Source organism: Paenibacillus taichungensis (assembly GCF_047302525.1).
GTDB lineage: Bacteria > Bacillota > Bacilli > Paenibacillales > Paenibacillaceae > Paenibacillus > Paenibacillus taichungensis_B.
In genome coordinates this window covers 5,294,990-5,310,898 of sequence record NZ_CP168020.1, presented here as the reverse complement: position 1 = coordinate 5,310,898, position 15,909 = coordinate 5,294,990, and the positions used below count along the sequence as shown (strand labels likewise).

Below are 15,909 nucleotides of genomic sequence, written 5' to 3'. Positions count from 1 at the left end.
AAATGTTACTTATTTTAGTGAAAGTTGGTGGTTAGATGAATCGATCAGCAGAAGCATTGAATGATTGGCAGGCTGCAATGTTTGTACAACGAGGCGACTCTAACATTCTCACACTACTACAAGAAGAGGAAAAAGATTTAGAACTGGGATTCGCATTACCGGCCAAATCGTTCAGCATCGCTGATACGCAGGCAATCATCTCTCTTCGAAATATGCTCAACGATCTGGATCTGGGGGGAGAAGAGGAAGTTGAAGTCGGTGAACCCTTATCCGGGAAAGGAGCGCTATGGATTGGAATAAGAAAGAGAGCTTTGCAGCGACTAAACCTGGAAGATTCGCCCCTGAGACATCAAGTGAAAATTGTTCTATCAACCATAGTTCGTGCAACACTCGGAATAAAAACAATCCTGGTTATGACGGAAGAAGAGGCTGCTGTGGCTGAGGAAATAGTCAATGAAGTGGTCGAAACAATGCTGAAACACGAACGATAACCAAAACGAATTGAAAGGGGCACACACACATGTCTATCGCAATTCACAAGGTTCACCGGGCAATGGCACAAATCACGATGGTGAACACAGATAAGCAAGGGAACCTGATCCTCAGTGAGCTTGAACTGAAAATAATCTTTGCTTTACTCAAGAAAAACCTTGAATTGGTTTATGAGATTGACGGCTTGAAAGAAATTGCCTTTGCTGCTCAGAAGAATAACCAAATGGACTTAGTGCAGCACGTATGTGAAAGACTCGATGAACTGGAGGCGCAGCTAACATGATCAAGCGCGGTGATATCTACATGATTGAATACGGAGACGGCGAGGGGAGCGAACAACAGGGTTACCGTCCAGGTCTCGTTATCCAGAACAACGTGGGCAATGAATACTCAACCACAGTCATTGTTGCAGCAATCACGAATTCTGGAAACAAACGCTTGATGCCCACACACTTTCCACTCGGCATCGAAGAGGGGGTACGCAAACCATCGGTTGTTATGTTTGAGCAAGTCAGAACGATTGACAAGACTCGGTTAGATGACAGGATCGGTTCTCTCACGCCTGAACTGCTGAAGCAGATTGAGCGACCATTAATGATTAGCCTCGGATTGATAGAGGCACCTAAACCAAGCAGAAGGGGAGGTCGTGTTGCCAGATGAAAACGGAGAAGCAGTTAAAGGACTTATGCACATTCTTTGAAAGTTTCGAACAACGCATGATAGCAAGCGGACGTCTGCTGGTAGCCCGGTACGCTCGGGGCCAGTATCAGAAGTATAACAGGTTGCTTTTAGTTAAGTGGGAAACGGCATGAACGTAACTAACGCTATGAAGATGTCAATCCGTATCAAAGCAAGTAACGACCCAATAGATTTGCAGGCACTAAAGGAGTCGGGAGGAAGATACTTGGATATCAAATATCCCAAGTTTGAGTTTCCGAGCGAAGCCCACCAGATGAAGTACAACCGTATTCGTCGTCGCCTGAGAGGAGGTGAGGGGAGCAATGAGAGTTAAATGCGGGTGTGGAAATTTTGCAGACTACGCCGTATATGAGAAACGAGATCCACACTGTCTCATTTGCATGATGGAAGCTGTGGATACACCGATAGCAATTCCAGTTAGAACGCTTGATCCATGGGAGCAAGAGGTTCCAGAGATCAAACCAGAACCAACAAACCATTTATTCAACAGGAGGAATGTTCAATGTTAGATCAATATAACGGAAATCAAAATAGTGGTGGATTCGCTCCAGCTCCACAACATAATTCAGCAATGGAGGCAGCGGTAGTGAGTCGGCAGGCTCAAGAGGTTCAGGCGGCTATGATACTTGCAAAACGTTTCCCACGTGACGAGAACGCCGCTTATAACAAAATCATTCAATCGTGCCAACGTAAATCATTAGCAGAGTCTGCTGAATACGAGTTCCCGCGTGGTGGTAGCAAAGTATCTGGTCCGTCGATCCGCTTGGCCGAAGTACTGGCACAGTCCTGGGGCAATATCGATTACGGGGTTACTGAGATTGAGCAGAAAGATGGCGAGTCCACAATGCTGGCTTATTGCTGGGATCTGGAGACGAACACAAGACGTTCAATGACTTTTGTGGTGAAGCACGAGCGGAAAGCGAAAGGGAAAATTAATCGCCTTGATGACCCTCGTGACATTTATGAAATGACAGCAAATCAGGGTTCGCGTCGTGTCCGTGCCTGCATCCTTGGAGTCTTGCCAGGAGATATCGTCGAAGCTGCTGTCAACCAATGTCGCCAAACGTTGACAACGGATAATAAAGTTCCTTTAAAAGATCGCATTCGCGAAATGATCACAGCGTTTGATGGAACATACCAGGTGAAAAAAGAGTGGCTTGAAAAATACATCGGATGCAATGCAGATGCCTTCAGTGAGAATGACGTTCGCAGATTGGCAAACGTATTCCGCTCTTTGAGGGATGGCATGGCAAAACGTGAGGATTACTTCGGGGAATGGATCAAACCTGAAACGAAAACACCTGACACGGTGAGCAGTAAAGCCCAAGAAGCATATGAGAAGAGTCAAAGCACAGATAAATAGGTGAGGTGAATTGAATGCTGGAGTTGACCGATTCGAACTATCATTCCAAAGAGGCGAACCGGCAGTATATGAGTGTCAGCCAGTATAAGGACTTCCTTAATTGCGAAGCTGGGGCAATGGCTAAGTTGCAAGATGAGTACAAGGAGCCGGAATCAGATGCGCTGCTTATCGGCTCCTATGTACATGCTCATTTCGAGGGTGTGCTCGATTCCTTCAAAATCGAACATCCTGAACTTTTCTTGACTAAGGGATCACGAAAAGGTGAGCTTTACGAGAAATATACATTAGCTGAAAAAATGATTCAAGCCTTAGAAAAGGATTCATTCTGTAATTTCATTCTTCAAGGGGAGAAAGAAACCATAGTTACCGCTGAATTTGGCGGTATTCCCTGGAAGGCAAAAATAGACGTTTTGAACGAAGAACAAGAGCGCTTTGCCGACATTAAGACGGTTAGGGACATCTACGGTAAGCATTGGAGCAGGGAACACGGGGCTTACGTTTCATTTGTTGAGGCTTATGGATACGTTCTGCAGATGTCTATGTATGCGGAATTGGAACGCATACGGTCCGGTAGAGATACTTGGTTAGAACCGGCAATCGTGGCAGTGTCCAAGGAAGATGTTCCAGCAGTCGAGGTAATCGGAGGGTTTGAACCGCGTATCGAATTGGAAACGGAATTAGTCAAGGAGAACTTGCCAGGAATAATCGCAGTTAAAAGTGGGTTGGAAGCCCCTCGGAGGTGTGAGCGCTGTTCGTATTGCCGCTCTACCAGACAGCTCCGAGGTGTTATCCACTACATGGACCTAATGCCATGAGTTCTCAAGTTGAAATATATCGGCTCAGTCCGGATTGCCAGATATGTGGCGCTCATATTTCAGCGGGGCGGGAGCAATACAGTCGGGGCCGCAGGGTATGCGATGAGTGCCACACATCGTTGAATGAAATGACGGAAGCGAGACGCCAAGCGCGTAAGTCTCGGATAAATAGAGTGAAGAAGGAGAGAGTCAAATGAATACAGTTCAAATCAAAATCGTGGCAGCTTATAAGGCAAAAGGTGGCGTGTGGTTTCATTCAGGGGAGAAATACAACGCTCGTAGATTGACAATTGGAGTGCTTGATTTAACGACACCATTCCAACTCATTGACGGTAACCGGTCTGGCATCGAGATTCCTTACAAAAACGCAATTGTCCTGAAAGAAGAAAAAACATGCAGCCAGAAGCAGTATGACGAAATCTTGGCGCAACGGGACGAAGCACTGGCGCAACGTGACACTGCGTTATCGGATCTGGCGAAGCATGGTCAGACAATCGTTGAATTGCAGAACGACAAGATTGCGCTTCTCAACACCATCGAACGTGCTGTCACTCACAACCAGATTCAGACGCTACCTCGCGAAGTAGTGCAGGCGCTGGAAACACTCAAGCGTGACGGTGAGAACTTGGACACGGTTATCAGGTGGATGCTCATACCCAGCTATCAAGTAGGCGTCAATATTATTAGTGAAATTTCCACACTTCGAAACTATGCTTTCGAAAATGGATGGAAACTCATTAACGGCATGATTAACGGATACGTTGTTGAGCCGCAGTTGGAAGACCCTTCAGGGATTGCGGAAACGGTTCTGGAGTGGTGGAAAGAGCGTGACATTGATGCCAAGGAATCTGATTTGGAAAACTTGGTTGATCGGCTGAAAAGCTATATTGCAGAACGGCAAACAGTACAGTAAGCAGGTGAAGTGAATGGCTAGTCCGCAAACTGAAAATGGGTTTACAAGCCTTGCTAACGAGATCCTTGAGCAAGTTTCGCGGCAGCGGTTTAACGGAATCCAAAGATCAATAATAGATACCGTTTGGCGGTACACGTACGGGTTCCAACGGAAGGATCACTACTTAGCATCCAGCTTTATAGCTGAGGCAATAAAGGCTGATCTGAAAGGTGTAAAGGTGGAGATGCAAAGGCTGATCGACTGGAATGTAATACGTGTGGTCCAAGAGGGTCACGGGGCCCGCCCAAGAAAAATTTCTTTCAATAAGAATTACGATGAATGGACTGTGGGGGAGAATCCTCCCCCGAAAATAAAAAAAGTTGCTGGTGTAGAGTCATCCACCGCTGTGGTGGAGAGTAGTCCACCATTAATGGGGGAGAGTTCTCCACCCAAGAAAGAAAGAAAGAAAGTATTAAAGAAAGATAATAAAAACAATAAAGGAGCTGCTAAAGAAATGGCTTCTAAAACCAAACTGGCTAAGAGTCGTGAAGATAAGCAGGAGTACGCAGATGAAGTGTGGCTTAAACCGGAGGAACACACAAAGCTGCTGAATGAGTTTGGGCAAGAAGGACTTACCTGGATGATAGATGTACTCAGCTCTTATAAACTATCCGTTGATAAATTTTACGCAAGTGATTATGCAGTCTTCAAGAAAGGCGGCTGGCTGCGCATGAAATACGAGGATCACTTGGCGAAGCAAAATAAGCCAGTGTTTCAATCAAAATCAGAGAGGACTAAAAGTGTTCTGGATGAAGCGATGGCAAAGGAGTTGAACGGGGATGGAACGGGCAGACGTGATATCACTAATGAAGTTCATCAGCTTGGTTTACCAGAACTTCGAAGTTAATGACCCGGCGAAGATTCAGGTTTGGGAAATGCTCCTGAAGGATGAGGACTATAACGATGTTCAGCGAATGGCGGTTGATCATTGCAAGACAGAGAAGTTTCCACCTGTTCCTGCTGATTTGATACCAAAGAAACATTCGATGACTGTTTACGATCATCAACAACTTGAGAGAGAGCAAGACTTGATCGAGTTACAAGAGTATCACGAAAACAACAAAACTGTACCGATGCCAGACTACATCTTGAAAGAGCTTCAAAGTATGGGCGGTGGTGATGACCTGTGAGTATCTTCGAACGCACCCAGGACGCTGAGATAGCAGTTCTCGGATCGATCATGACAGACCCATCACTGTTAGATGACTGTCCCTTGACAAAGGAATCTTTTGATCCCGAAGGAATTAACGGCAAGATTTTTGAGGTCCTGAAATACGCCAAAAGAAAACATGTGGAAAAGAAGCGCGAAGGTGACCCATTCGACCCGGTCTTCCTACACCAGTTGTGGGGCGACAAAATTGATCAAGTTGGCGGACAAATCTATTTGGTTAAAATAAGGGGTTCTATTGCATCTACTCATGGTTTTGATGGTTATGTGAAAATCGTAAGTGAAGCACATTCGCAGCGAGAGTTAACGAACTTCGGTTACGAAATTTCTAGCGGGAAGATGAATTATGCGGAAGCTAAAAAACGTCTGAAGGATATCGAAGAGTTACAGATCGATGACGGAGAAGGCCCGGTATTGTTCTCCAGCCTACTTGATTCACACGGAAAATTACTTGCTAAGAGATCACAATCGGCGGTAGAGGGCTTGACCGGATACAAAACCGGAAGTGAAGGTTTTGACAAACTTACAGGCGGTCATCAAAACGGTAGTTACACGTTGATTGGAGCCAGACCGAGCATCGGAAAGACTCAATATGTTTTGAACGACATGTTAGCAACATCATGCGCTAATAATGCGGCTGCTTTTTTCTCTCTTGAAATGAAAAAATCTTCCGTCCTTGACCGTCTTATATCGATAACATCTGGCATAGATAGCAACAAAATAAGGTCGGGCAGGCTAACAGATTCCGATTGGGTCAACTACTACAAAGCATTGCAAATCATAAAGCAGGCTAATATGTTCATCGACGACAAGCCTGGTCAAACCGTTGAATACATTTGGCGACAAGCCAAAAAACTGAAGAAGAAGTATCCACGCCTGGTGATATACGTTGATTATCTACAGATTGTTGGAACAGAAGAGAAGTCCAAGTCAAATGCTGAAAGGATAAGCCACGTATCTAGCTGTTTCAACCAGATGAAAAACGATCTGGACATACCTGTCATTGCGATAACTTCCGTTAACCGTAAATGTGAAGAAAGACCGGATAAACGGCCCACTATGGCTGACATCCGGGAATCAGGCGATATCGAGTTCCATGGCGATGTGATCGGATTCCTTTACCGGGACGATTATTACTATCCTGAGACTGAGCTGAAAGGCTTGGCTGAACTGAACATTGCTAAAGGTCGGGATGTAGGTACGGGTACGGTTTACCTGAACTTCAACCGTAAAAACGGAAGATTCATTGATATGGATAAAGACGCCTTATACGAAATGCAGAAGAGGGAGCAGGAAGCGAAAAGGAGCCGCCGATGAGTAAGTTAATCCAAAATGATGATCAACTTAAAAAAGCCATTGCGGGTATGGAGAGGTTGACACTCAAGATCGAAGAACCGGACCCATTGGATGATGCGGGGTTGGAAAAAGATATTGCTATCTTAAACAGAACCGCCGACCTGGTGCAAAGATATAGCCGAGGCAAGGAAGTACAGGCGGACCCATCAAGGGCTGAATATTACGACCAGATGGGATGGTCATATCAGGACTTCACAGCGCCTGCTGAGACACCTCAAATAGCACCGAAAACAAATACACCGACCGAGACGAAACAGGCTCTAAAACAGCCAACAGAGCCACCAAAAACGGCATCAAAAGTGTCATCTTGGTTGGATGATTAAGGAGGGGAACGGATGCGGTTCATTGGAATAGATCCGGCCACTAAAACGGGATTTGTGGCATTGGATATTGACGGAAATGTTCTTGAGCAGATCGAGCTTCAAGGAAAGGGTCCAACAGTGAGTGGTGGGATTTCAATAGAGAAACTTGTCTCGCTGGAAAATAACTTGTTTCAGCAACTTCAGGAACATGATGAAATTCTAATCGAGCAACCGGCAATGGGTACCCAAAAAGGGGTCACCACCGGAATGATACATGGTGGACTGAGGACGATGATCCACCGCAAAGGGATGACCTTCAACGAGATTAATCCCACGAGTACCAAGAAATATGTTGCGGTAACCGGGTGGACTGGTGAGGTCGGAAGCAAAAGGCGTTTGAAGGATAAAGAGAAGAAAGCAGCAGTAGCTGACGCGGCTAAAGAGTTGTTCGGCTTCACTCACAAAAGCGATAACGTCACGGACGCGTACATTATCGCCAGAGCAGCGGTCAATCTCTACCGGATGCGTGAGTACATGCCACTGCTGGACACTGAGCTTTATCAAAAAGAAGTCATTGAATCGATCCTGAATAAAGAATAACACCCGGGGCTTGTGCGGTCCTGCGGCGGACAGTTGCGCCCAAAAAACGGAACAGACGTGCTTATTTTAGCCAGAGAGGAGCGAATCACTCGTGGGTACACCTATCCCAAATCGCAATGTGGAAACGGGTCAACGAGGAAGTAGTGAGGTCAGAACATACACTTTGACTCCTGAAGAACTGGCTGCTTTACCTCCGACTCAACCAGCGCAATTTAAACGTAAACCGCCGATTGGATTAGGCAACAGAGACTTTGTACCGGGTCAAAAGCAGATGGGTAGGCCACCCAATATTGAATCCGAAATTAAGTTCACACCTCGCGGTAAGACAGTCCAGGTGAGTGCTGAACAGGCAAAGGCGATCCTGTTCCTGCTCCAGCCAATTGAGGGTGGGTGGACAGAGGATGAACTGGTAGGAGAACACTCAAAGGCTCCGCATGACTGGCGGGATGAAGCTGCGGCGTTGAATGAATGCCCCTCGGGGATTTAATAAATGCCTTGTACGTAGGCATGGAAATTAAGGAGGAATAGCGAGTATGGATGATGATCAGAAACGCCGGACGTTCCAGAAGATCAAGGCGATGTCCAAGGATACATTTTGGTCCTGGATGAATCAACTGCACACACGGGCTTATGCGCTTGGGATTGACCACATGACTGATGCGATGAGCTGTCACCCACGTATCAGCAAACCGATGAGAAACGAAGTTCTTAAGAAGGCGGAAGAAATCCGGGAAGTGTGGGACGGCTTGAAGATGGTAACGGTCGACGGAACCGAGGGAACGGAGTACAAGACGGCTGACCAGATAGCACAGGGTTTTGATTCCACGGAGGCAGCTATATACAAATTGACCGAACCCCACATTCTGCACATTGGAGATAAAAAATTCGTTATCCGGCCTGCAACCGAGGCTGAGATTCAGGAGGCTGAAACGGCATGAACATCGCTAAATTGTACGGAATGCAAAAGACACTGGATGCACGAATCATTGAGGAAAAGGGACTGCGAGGTCAAGATTTGCTCCCGAACACGATCCTTGCACTACAGGTGGAGCTGGGCGAGATGTCTAATGAATGGCGCGGATTCAAGCATTGGAGCAATGACCAGGAGCCACGATTGGAAATCAGATGCGCAAAGTGTGCAGGTGCAGGAAATCATTACGAGCAGTACGGTTGGACACCTTCGAGAAAACCTCCTAAGTCAAAATGCGGTGCGTGTAACGGCAAAGGACATACAAAACAACCTCTGCTTGAAGAATACGTAGATTGCGTCCACTTCTTCCTGAGTATCGCACGACAACTTGGCCTGGATGATACGGACCTCACAATCATTGACGATTACCTGGAAGGTAGCACAACCAATGTGCTCACACGATTGATATATCACGCTGGCGGCATCGGTATGGTATACAGCCCGTATTCAGGCATTACATCGTACCGGATGGCGTTCAATATGTTCTTTGCTCTCGGACAGCAGCGTTTCGGATTCACGCTTGAACAGATCGAGGCAGCTTACCTGGAAAAGAACAAAGTCAACCACGAGCGCCAGGCTAACGGATATTAAACAAGAGGTGACATATGAGACTTAAAGTTGCTCCCCGAAAACTGAAGAAGAATTGCATATACTGCAATTGCTCATTCAAGAAAGGCGACCCTTATTGGAAGTGGCGTCAGGTTTATAAGGATGATTACATCGGGAATGGAAAGTTGCTCTCTTGGACAGAAAATGTATGCCCTCGTTGCAAGTACAAGGAAGAAGATAGAGAAAGACGCTCACGCAACTTGCAGGAACGTTGCCAGCACCCTGAACACATGATTGAACTTCAATACAGTTACATCCCAGGTGAAGCGGTTATGCACCCTGATCATTACGCATGCAGGATATGCAACAAGGTAGTTTAGGCTCACCCCGCCGGGGATAACAGAGGAAGGGAGACAAGACACCGTGATCAAGATACTTGAACTGTTCGGCGGCATCGGGGCACCACGCAAAGCGCTTATAAATCTTGGCGTTGAACATAAGTCGATTGATTATGTGGAGTGGAACGAGAAAGCTGTCCGGACTTACAACGCGATGTTTGATCACCGGTATAAACCTGAATCGGTGGTCGGATATAGTTTGCAACCAGACATACTTGTTCATGGTTCACCTTGCCAGGACTTTAGTATTGGAGGCAAACAGTATGGTGGCAATGTAGAAGACGGAACAAGAAGCTCCCTGATGTTTGAAACAATCAAAATTATTGAAAATCTCGGTGTTTGGAAACCGAAAGTGGTCATCTGGGAAAACGTAAAAAACGCATTGTCTAAAAATATGGTATCGGCATTCAATCACTATCTAAGCGACATGGAAAACTTAGGTTACACGAATTCATATGAAGTCTTAGATGCTCGTGATTTCGGAATCCCTCAAGCAAGAGAACGACTCTTCACTGTTTCGTTGCTAGAAGATAAGTATTTCGATTTCACCAGGTTGAAGAAGCGGCCTATGAAGCCAATAACGGAATTATTGGAGTCAGATGTAGATGAAAAGTATGTCGTTACGCAACCCAGTATGGTCCGTAAGCTTCCTGGCATGCCGTTGGTGAGTGGCAATTTCGGCGGACGGATGTTGGAAGAGATAAAAGACTTCGCTTATACGATTACTACAAAGCAGATGCGTTGCCCTAATAGTGGGGTTGTGAAAATGAAAGATGGTCGTTACCGCTATCTCACAGAGCGTGAATGTTTTAGGCTGATGGGTTTTGAAGATCGCGACTTCGAAGCGGCATTAAAGGAACACCCCTCAAAAGAAGGTTGCTTGAACGGAACTTTGTATCACCAATCAGGCAACAGCATAGTTGTGAGCGAGTTAGAAGCGATATTTGAAGTTTTACTAGCAAAGGACTTCATAGAAGCTCCTGAAAAGCAACTAACAATGAGTTTTTAACAGAGGAAGGGAATACCCTCAAGGGCCGAAATGAAACGCCTTGTCATCCTCATATAGAAATCGTAAGACAACCGGCTCCTTATTGCTGGTATGCAGGCTACTAAACGCGGAGGCACCATTTTCACCAATGCTGATGGTCATCATATGCCCTGACTTCAGAACCTTTGCATAATCTCCCAGTTCACCATCTATGGAGTAATCCATGATGATCTGATGTTTTTGTCCGGGCACGAAACCGAGCAGCTCTCGAGCGGGCAATGAAATATAGCATCTATTTTTAGTGAAACGAATGTACGGCATTATATCAGCTCCTTTATAGAGCAGATTACAGCACGGAGTGGGACCCGTAAATGTTTTACGAGAGGTAGTAAGAACAAAAGAAGGTAGGAGGAAGGGAATACCCTCCGACACAAAAATCAGGGTGGGTTTAGGCCCACCAAAGGAGAGATAACATGACCAAAAAGAAATTTAAGCGCCTGATTCAACGTGTTACAGGCATTCATAAAATTCACCACATTGTTTACTCATACGGATACAAGTTTCCTTTGATCAGAGCAGCCTATTTCCGCTCACACGGATTCAAACGGATCACCAATGATAAATACCACAACTGCACAAAAACAGGGGTGTATTGAGGCTCCGGCCTCTAACCAAGGAGGGATATACAGATGTCCGGCAATATAACTCGTGAGTACACAGTATGGTGCGGTAGGTGCCCAAAGTGGACGCAGGATGCGACATCAAATACAAAGGCATTAGCAGTCAAAGAGTTTCGGCGGAACGGCTGGAAGGAAAGTAAAAACGGGTGGGTTTGCCCGGATTGTATGAGGGAGGAAGAACAGTCATGAGTACTCCGATAAATATTTACTTAAAAATGAAAGAGGAACAAAATCGGATCACCAAAGAACTGGCAGCTAAGAACAGCACCATTGAAACATTAACCAAACAGATAACGGATGAGGTCGCTTTATCAGCAACGGCAATTGTTGAAAGGGATCGGCATCGTAATACCCTTGCATACGCAATGAAGCTGATCGAAAACAAGCATTACAGTATGGCGAGAAATTATATTGCAGCTGCTTTGGGTCAGGAAGGAGAGGGGAACCAATGAGCGATATCCATCCCCTGCGTCACGGCGACAAGGTTGTAATGCATACATGCGATGAAGCTAATTTCGCAGACTATCACGGTCGGATCTGGACATGTGGATCGAATGAATGGGTATCCGGTGAGGGTGTATACGCTGAACGACATGTAATCTTGGACGATTGGTTGAACGGGCCGTTCCTAACAAAGTATCTGCAAAAAGTAAATGTAGAGGGCTGAGGCGTAGGCCTATCCCTACTAAGGAGGATATATAAACCATGAACAAACAACAATTGCTGGACCACATGAAAGATTTGATTAAAAATTCCCCTGATATCAACTATGACCAAGCAGTTGAGGACTGTATGAATCTGGTTAATCGTCTGACTTCCATCGAAGATTCTAACGAAACATTGCGGTACACATTCGAGTACATCAACAAGTCAAACGGAGAAATGTCCGAGTTCAGCCAGATGGCAACCAGCAGGGAAGAAGCTGAAACTTTGATAATTCCTCGCATTGCTGATCTGGAGTTTGCGGGACCTGAAGATATAGTTCTTGGTGATCTGATAAGCATTAGTAAAAAGGTTGGAGACAACTACATCGCCTGTGAGGGCTGCGCATCCTAATTCAAATACAAACCGCATTCATTTAATGGCCGAAAAAACGAACTAATATTACCAATTCGAAATTGGGAGGAATGGAGCAAATGACAATAGTGATGGTAACTAAAGAACAATCAGATGGTGTTAAGCAGTTGCTTAAAACACAAACACGGGAAACGATCCTGAATAAACATTCAGAAGCAAAGGCAAAGGGGATTGCAAAATTTTGGGGGATAGACGGCCTGAACGATCTTTCAAACGAAAAGATGGCTATGCTGCTTTACAACCCGAACCTGGTCACGGTGGAGCCTTCACTTGAAGATCATTTGCGTGATGCATATATTGGCGCAAAAAACCAAGACTTTGCGGACGGACTGGTGATGGCAGCTACATTGTACGGCATCAATCCAAGCATGTTTGAGGGCTTAGTCGAATGGGTCCCGGAAGATCAGGAACCGGCAGTAGAACCCGACCAGGCTTAGAACGCGGCCTTATTCTATTAATCAACCAAATTAAAAATTGAGAGGGGAAACAACCCATGAATATTACAGTAAAAGCACACTTCAACAAGCAAACGAAAGATTCCAAGAAAGAGCTCGTTCAGTTTTATGTAACAGGTGAAGATGAGCGCCGTCCGGAACTGAACCAAATGACTCGCGAGGTTGTGATTCTATCCATTACCGGAATGGACGGGGTGGAGCTGACAGCAGAGTTCAAGAAATCGGCAAAGGATTCCAAGAAGACGATTCTTGAGTTTGAGGTTAAAGGCGACTCTTCTGCATCTCAGACATTCGAGTTTTACAAGTTGGCTGGTACAGACGTTGAATTATCTATCACTGAATCACAAATGGATCTGGACGAATTCAGAGAGCAGCAAGCAGAGTACCGCGAAGGTGTTAAAGGGAAGATCAATGCAGACGGAACGGTTGATGTTGATCCGAACCAGGCGAAGTTGCCTCTTGAGGGTGAAGCCGCCGCTGCTGAGATCATTGCTACGACTCAAGAAGGTACAAAGGTCCCTGTCAGTGACGACGATCTGCCTTATTAATATAGTTTCACTCCCCGGCTCCGGTCGGGGAACCATCCTTACATTAAGGTGAGAGGTGATACAAAGGTGGGTCAACCAATTTCATACGCCAACATTGACAGGCATAGGACTACCGAGGCTGTCAAGGAAGCACTGGAGCAATACCGGATATTTAAGTACCTTACCTTTGATGCTAGGGAAGCAAGTACAACAGCAGCATATACAGAGAGGTTCCACGGTCCAACCAATGTAACCAGTGATCAAACAGCAAACATTGCTATATACAACGTAGATACAGAAGCATATCAGGCAGCTTATTGCGCTCGAATAGAACGCGCTGTTATGGGACTGCCGGAAAAAGAAGCATTCTTGATGGAGAAGCGATATCTTACAAAAGAATATGACTACATCACTGATAAACAAGTGTTTGGTTTCGAATTTGATCCGCCGATCAGTGAGGGCAAATATAGAGAAATAAGATGGAGAGCTTTTCGCAGTGTTGCTTTGACTATGAAAATCGCAGTGGAAAAGCCGTCACAAGCATGAGCAGATAAAGGGCAAGTTGTACTTGCCCTGGCTCATAGCATAAGAGTGGGTGATGATAATGGGGAAGCAAACAGAAAAGAAGAAGCCGTATACAATAAAGTACATTTGCACAGGCACTCCAGAGGAATCGGATCGTATATTAAGACAGTTTGCAAGAGATGTGATTCAAAAAGTTCTGGATAAACATGGGGCAGTAGCGTACAATCTGGATGAAGTTCTGAACAAATATATTTCGGAGGAAATGCGTAATGAGCAAAAGCGAAATGGGAGAAGATCGGGGATATGTGAGGGTTTCGACCCTGAAGGATTCACAGAAGGATAGTCCAGAGCACCAGGAAGCGATGCTTCGCGAACATGGTAAACGAATGGGGTTAAACATTGGACGTGTTTATCAAGACCGTGATTCCGCAACCAGTATCGTATCCAGGGAAGACGTACAAGAAATGATTCAGGATGCAAAAAAGGGGGAGATTCGTTCTCTCTCTTTTGTCTCTTTATCCAGGTTCAGTAGGGATCAATTGGATGCTATCTCTTTAAAACGGATTTTGGTTAATGCTCTCAAAATCAGAGTGATTTCTATTGAGGATGGTTACGACTCAGCGGTTAAAGATGATGAATTGTTATTCGGAATAAAATCAGCGGTGAATCAAAACACAAGTGGTGATATCAGTATTTCGTCGCGTCGAGGAATAAGGCAATCGGCACTGAAAGGTAATTTTATCGGTTCAATTGCACCTTACGGCTATACAAAAGTAGTAGTTGATGGTAGAAAGACATTGGAAGTCGTTCCAGAAAAAGCAGCAGTAGTCCGACAGATTTTTGAATTATATGTAGGAACAATGGGAGTAAAAGAAATAGCCAAATATCTCAACGGAGAAAGAGGAGACGGATCAGTTGGTTTGCAGATACCTTCTCCAAAAGGAGGGGTGTGGGGGATATCCACTGTTCAGACAATACTTAACAATGAGTGTTACACAGGATACAATGTCGCCGGGAAAAACACTGTTGAAGTTGCTTATGATGACATAACGGATCTGATGAATCGACGTAAAAAACAGGTGCGTACAACTCCTGACAAGTGGATAAAAAGTGAAGAGCCTACCCATGAAGCTATTGTATCACCCGAATTGTTTGCTTTAGCCCATGAGACACGAATTCTTAGGGGAGGCGCTTCGAAGGGTGGTAAGAGGACATTTACGAATCTATTTGCAAAGTACATGTTCTGTTCAGAATGTGGGTCTTCTATAGTGTCTATGCTTTCCAGATCCAAAAGGGGCGCAAAGGATTACAGGTACCTCATGTGTTCAAGAAGACGCCGCACAGGACAAGCTGGATGCTCTAATTCAAAATGGCTTCCATACTACGAATTAAGAGATGACCTGATGAAAGGCATTATGACGATGGTTCGGGAACGGATAGAAGCTATGGAAACGGATGGAGTCGCAATCGTCGATCCAACATCACCATACAAGGACAGTCAGATTGATAATAAGAAACTCGAAAAAAAACTTGAAACGAACCGCCGACTGTTGTTTGAGATTAGACGTGATCATATGAATGGAGATATTGATTCATCTCAATATGAGTTTGAAAAGATACAGTACGAAAAAGAGATATCAGATGCCGAAAGGCAGCTTGATGCAATGAATGCTCTAGCCAAGAAAATGATAAACAAGAAAAAGATTTTGGAGGAGACTCGCGGCGCCTTTAAAGAATTATCCAAGATTGAAAACTATGATGATGTCGATACCGTCCGAATATATCTAGGGCGAATGGTTCGAAGGATTGATATAGACCATCAGGGAGAGGTTTCGGTCCATCTTTATCTGAGCTAATTTTTTTTGCTCTTGATATGTGCTTGATAACACACTACAAATGTGATGCAAAAACTCAATGTTAAGGGTCGTTCGCAAGCAGTTGTAGAGCTGATTAAGCTCGGAGAACTGAAGATCTGACGCGATACTGCACAGTT

Annotated in this window: 25 protein-coding genes and 1 pseudogene; 25 read left to right on the top strand and 1 reads right to left on the bottom strand. The window is 45.2% G+C overall.

The features are described from left to right. Window positions 1-35 precede the first annotated feature (35 nt). The 16 genes from ACDJ58_RS23835 to ACDJ58_RS23760 all read left to right on the top strand — a co-directional run bounded on the left by ACDJ58_RS23835 (window position 36) and on the right by ACDJ58_RS23760 (window position 10,673). Window positions 36-491, top strand: coding sequence for a hypothetical protein (locus ACDJ58_RS23835; protein WP_413373251.1), 456 nt, complete (start codon window positions 36-38; stop codon window positions 489-491). Window positions 492-520: 29 nt separating this feature from the next. Then, a complete protein-coding gene (locus ACDJ58_RS23830) occupies window positions 521-775 on the top strand; it encodes a hypothetical protein (protein ID WP_413373250.1) in 255 nt (84 codons plus the stop codon). Then, complete coding sequence (locus tag ACDJ58_RS23825; protein WP_413373249.1) at window positions 772-1,152, top strand: type II toxin-antitoxin system PemK/MazF family toxin; 381 nt, start codon at window positions 772-774, stop codon at window positions 1,150-1,152. The genes ACDJ58_RS23830 and ACDJ58_RS23825 overlap by 4 nt, the downstream gene beginning before the upstream one ends. Window positions 1,153-1,300: 148 nt before the next feature. Next, window positions 1,301-1,504, top strand: a complete 204-nt coding sequence (locus ACDJ58_RS23820) for a hypothetical protein (RefSeq protein ID WP_413373248.1) — start codon at window positions 1,301-1,303, stop codon at window positions 1,502-1,504. 189 nt (window positions 1,505-1,693) lie between these two features. Further along, window positions 1,694-2,554, top strand: a complete 861-nt coding sequence (locus ACDJ58_RS23815; protein ID WP_413373247.1) for a hypothetical protein — start codon at window positions 1,694-1,696, stop codon at window positions 2,552-2,554. Window positions 2,555-2,568: 14 nt separating this feature from the next. After that, window positions 2,569-3,369, top strand: coding sequence for a PD-(D/E)XK nuclease-like domain-containing protein (locus ACDJ58_RS23810; RefSeq protein WP_413373246.1), 801 nt, complete (start codon window positions 2,569-2,571; stop codon window positions 3,367-3,369). 193 nt (window positions 3,370-3,562) lie between these two features. Continuing rightward, entirely contained in the window at window positions 3,563-4,282 is a 720-nt protein-coding gene (locus tag ACDJ58_RS23805) for a hypothetical protein (RefSeq protein WP_413373245.1), read from the top strand. Between the two features lie 13 nt (window positions 4,283-4,295). After that, a complete protein-coding gene (locus ACDJ58_RS23800; protein WP_413373244.1) occupies window positions 4,296-5,168 on the top strand; it encodes a replication protein in 873 nt (290 codons plus the stop codon). Beyond that, window positions 5,101-5,451 (top strand): hypothetical protein, encoded by a 351-nt coding sequence (locus ACDJ58_RS23795; protein WP_413373243.1) that lies wholly within the window; start codon window positions 5,101-5,103, stop codon window positions 5,449-5,451. Before ACDJ58_RS23800 ends, ACDJ58_RS23795 begins: the two co-directional genes overlap by 68 nt. Further along, complete coding sequence (locus ACDJ58_RS23790) at window positions 5,448-6,806, top strand: replicative DNA helicase (protein ID WP_413373242.1); 1,359 nt, start codon at window positions 5,448-5,450, stop codon at window positions 6,804-6,806. Before ACDJ58_RS23795 ends, ACDJ58_RS23790 begins: the two co-directional genes overlap by 4 nt. Next, window positions 6,803-7,168, top strand: coding sequence for a hypothetical protein (locus ACDJ58_RS23785; RefSeq protein ID WP_413373241.1), 366 nt, complete (start codon window positions 6,803-6,805; stop codon window positions 7,166-7,168). Before ACDJ58_RS23790 ends, ACDJ58_RS23785 begins: the two co-directional genes overlap by 4 nt. 12 nt (window positions 7,169-7,180) lie before the next feature. Continuing rightward, window positions 7,181-7,747: a hypothetical protein gene (locus ACDJ58_RS23780; RefSeq protein WP_413373240.1), complete on the top strand. Its 567-nt coding sequence runs from the start codon at window positions 7,181-7,183 to the stop codon at window positions 7,745-7,747. 91 nt (window positions 7,748-7,838) lie between these two features. After that, the gene (locus tag ACDJ58_RS23775; RefSeq protein WP_413373238.1) at window positions 7,839-8,234 is read left to right on the top strand and encodes a hypothetical protein; all 396 of its coding nucleotides are present in this window, start codon (window positions 7,839-7,841) and stop codon (window positions 8,232-8,234) included. A 46-nt stretch (window positions 8,235-8,280) separates the two neighbouring features. After that, a complete protein-coding gene (locus ACDJ58_RS23770; RefSeq protein WP_413373237.1) occupies window positions 8,281-8,685 on the top strand; it encodes a hypothetical protein in 405 nt (134 codons plus the stop codon). Further along, entirely contained in the window at window positions 8,682-9,308 is a 627-nt protein-coding gene (locus ACDJ58_RS23765) for a dUTP diphosphatase (RefSeq protein ID WP_413373236.1), read from the top strand. The genes ACDJ58_RS23770 and ACDJ58_RS23765 overlap by 4 nt, the downstream gene beginning before the upstream one ends. 381 nt (window positions 9,309-9,689) lie before the next feature. Next, the gene (locus ACDJ58_RS23760) at window positions 9,690-10,673 is read left to right on the top strand and encodes a DNA cytosine methyltransferase (protein WP_413373235.1); all 984 of its coding nucleotides are present in this window, start codon (window positions 9,690-9,692) and stop codon (window positions 10,671-10,673) included. A gap of 18 nt (window positions 10,674-10,691) precedes the next feature. Here ACDJ58_RS23760 and ACDJ58_RS23755 read toward each other — a convergent pair whose 3' ends face one another. Continuing rightward, entirely contained in the window at window positions 10,692-10,973 is a 282-nt protein-coding gene (locus ACDJ58_RS23755) for a hypothetical protein (RefSeq protein ID WP_413373234.1), read from the bottom strand. Window positions 10,974-11,125: 152 nt separating this feature from the next. On the opposite strand from ACDJ58_RS23755, the gene ACDJ58_RS23750 reads away from it, so the two are divergent. The 9 genes and pseudogenes from ACDJ58_RS23750 to ACDJ58_RS23710 form a co-directional block, all read left to right on the top strand. Further along, entirely contained in the window at window positions 11,126-11,308 is a 183-nt protein-coding gene (locus ACDJ58_RS23750) for a hypothetical protein (RefSeq protein WP_413373232.1), read from the top strand. Between the two features lie 209 nt (window positions 11,309-11,517). Next, the gene (locus ACDJ58_RS23745; protein WP_413373231.1) at window positions 11,518-11,784 is read left to right on the top strand and encodes a hypothetical protein; all 267 of its coding nucleotides are present in this window, start codon (window positions 11,518-11,520) and stop codon (window positions 11,782-11,784) included. Beyond that, complete coding sequence (locus tag ACDJ58_RS23740) at window positions 11,781-11,999, top strand: hypothetical protein (RefSeq protein WP_413373230.1); 219 nt, start codon at window positions 11,781-11,783, stop codon at window positions 11,997-11,999. Before ACDJ58_RS23745 ends, ACDJ58_RS23740 begins: the two co-directional genes overlap by 4 nt. 38 nt (window positions 12,000-12,037) lie before the next feature. Next, window positions 12,038-12,388, top strand: a complete 351-nt coding sequence (locus ACDJ58_RS23735) for a hypothetical protein (protein ID WP_413373229.1) — start codon at window positions 12,038-12,040, stop codon at window positions 12,386-12,388. Between the two features lie 80 nt (window positions 12,389-12,468). Further along, window positions 12,469-12,846 (top strand): hypothetical protein, encoded by a 378-nt coding sequence (locus tag ACDJ58_RS23730; protein ID WP_413373228.1) that lies wholly within the window; start codon window positions 12,469-12,471, stop codon window positions 12,844-12,846. Window positions 12,847-12,902: 56 nt separating this feature from the next. Then, on the top strand, window positions 12,903-13,412 hold the full coding sequence (locus ACDJ58_RS23725) for a hypothetical protein (protein WP_413373227.1): 510 nt from the start codon (window positions 12,903-12,905) through the stop codon (window positions 13,410-13,412). Window positions 13,413-13,478: 66 nt separating this feature from the next. Further along, entirely contained in the window at window positions 13,479-13,937 is a 459-nt protein-coding gene (locus ACDJ58_RS23720) for an ArpU family phage packaging/lysis transcriptional regulator (protein ID WP_413373226.1), read from the top strand. A gap of 248 nt (window positions 13,938-14,185) precedes the next feature. Beyond that, window positions 14,186-15,772: a recombinase family protein gene (locus ACDJ58_RS23715; RefSeq protein WP_413373225.1), complete on the top strand. Its 1,587-nt coding sequence runs from the start codon at window positions 14,186-14,188 to the stop codon at window positions 15,770-15,772. Window positions 15,773-15,802: 30 nt separating this feature from the next. Beyond that, window positions 15,803-15,892 (top strand): annotated as a pseudogene (locus tag ACDJ58_RS23710) (DNA-binding response regulator); the annotation flags it as partial. Window positions 15,893-15,909: the final 17 nt, after the last annotated feature.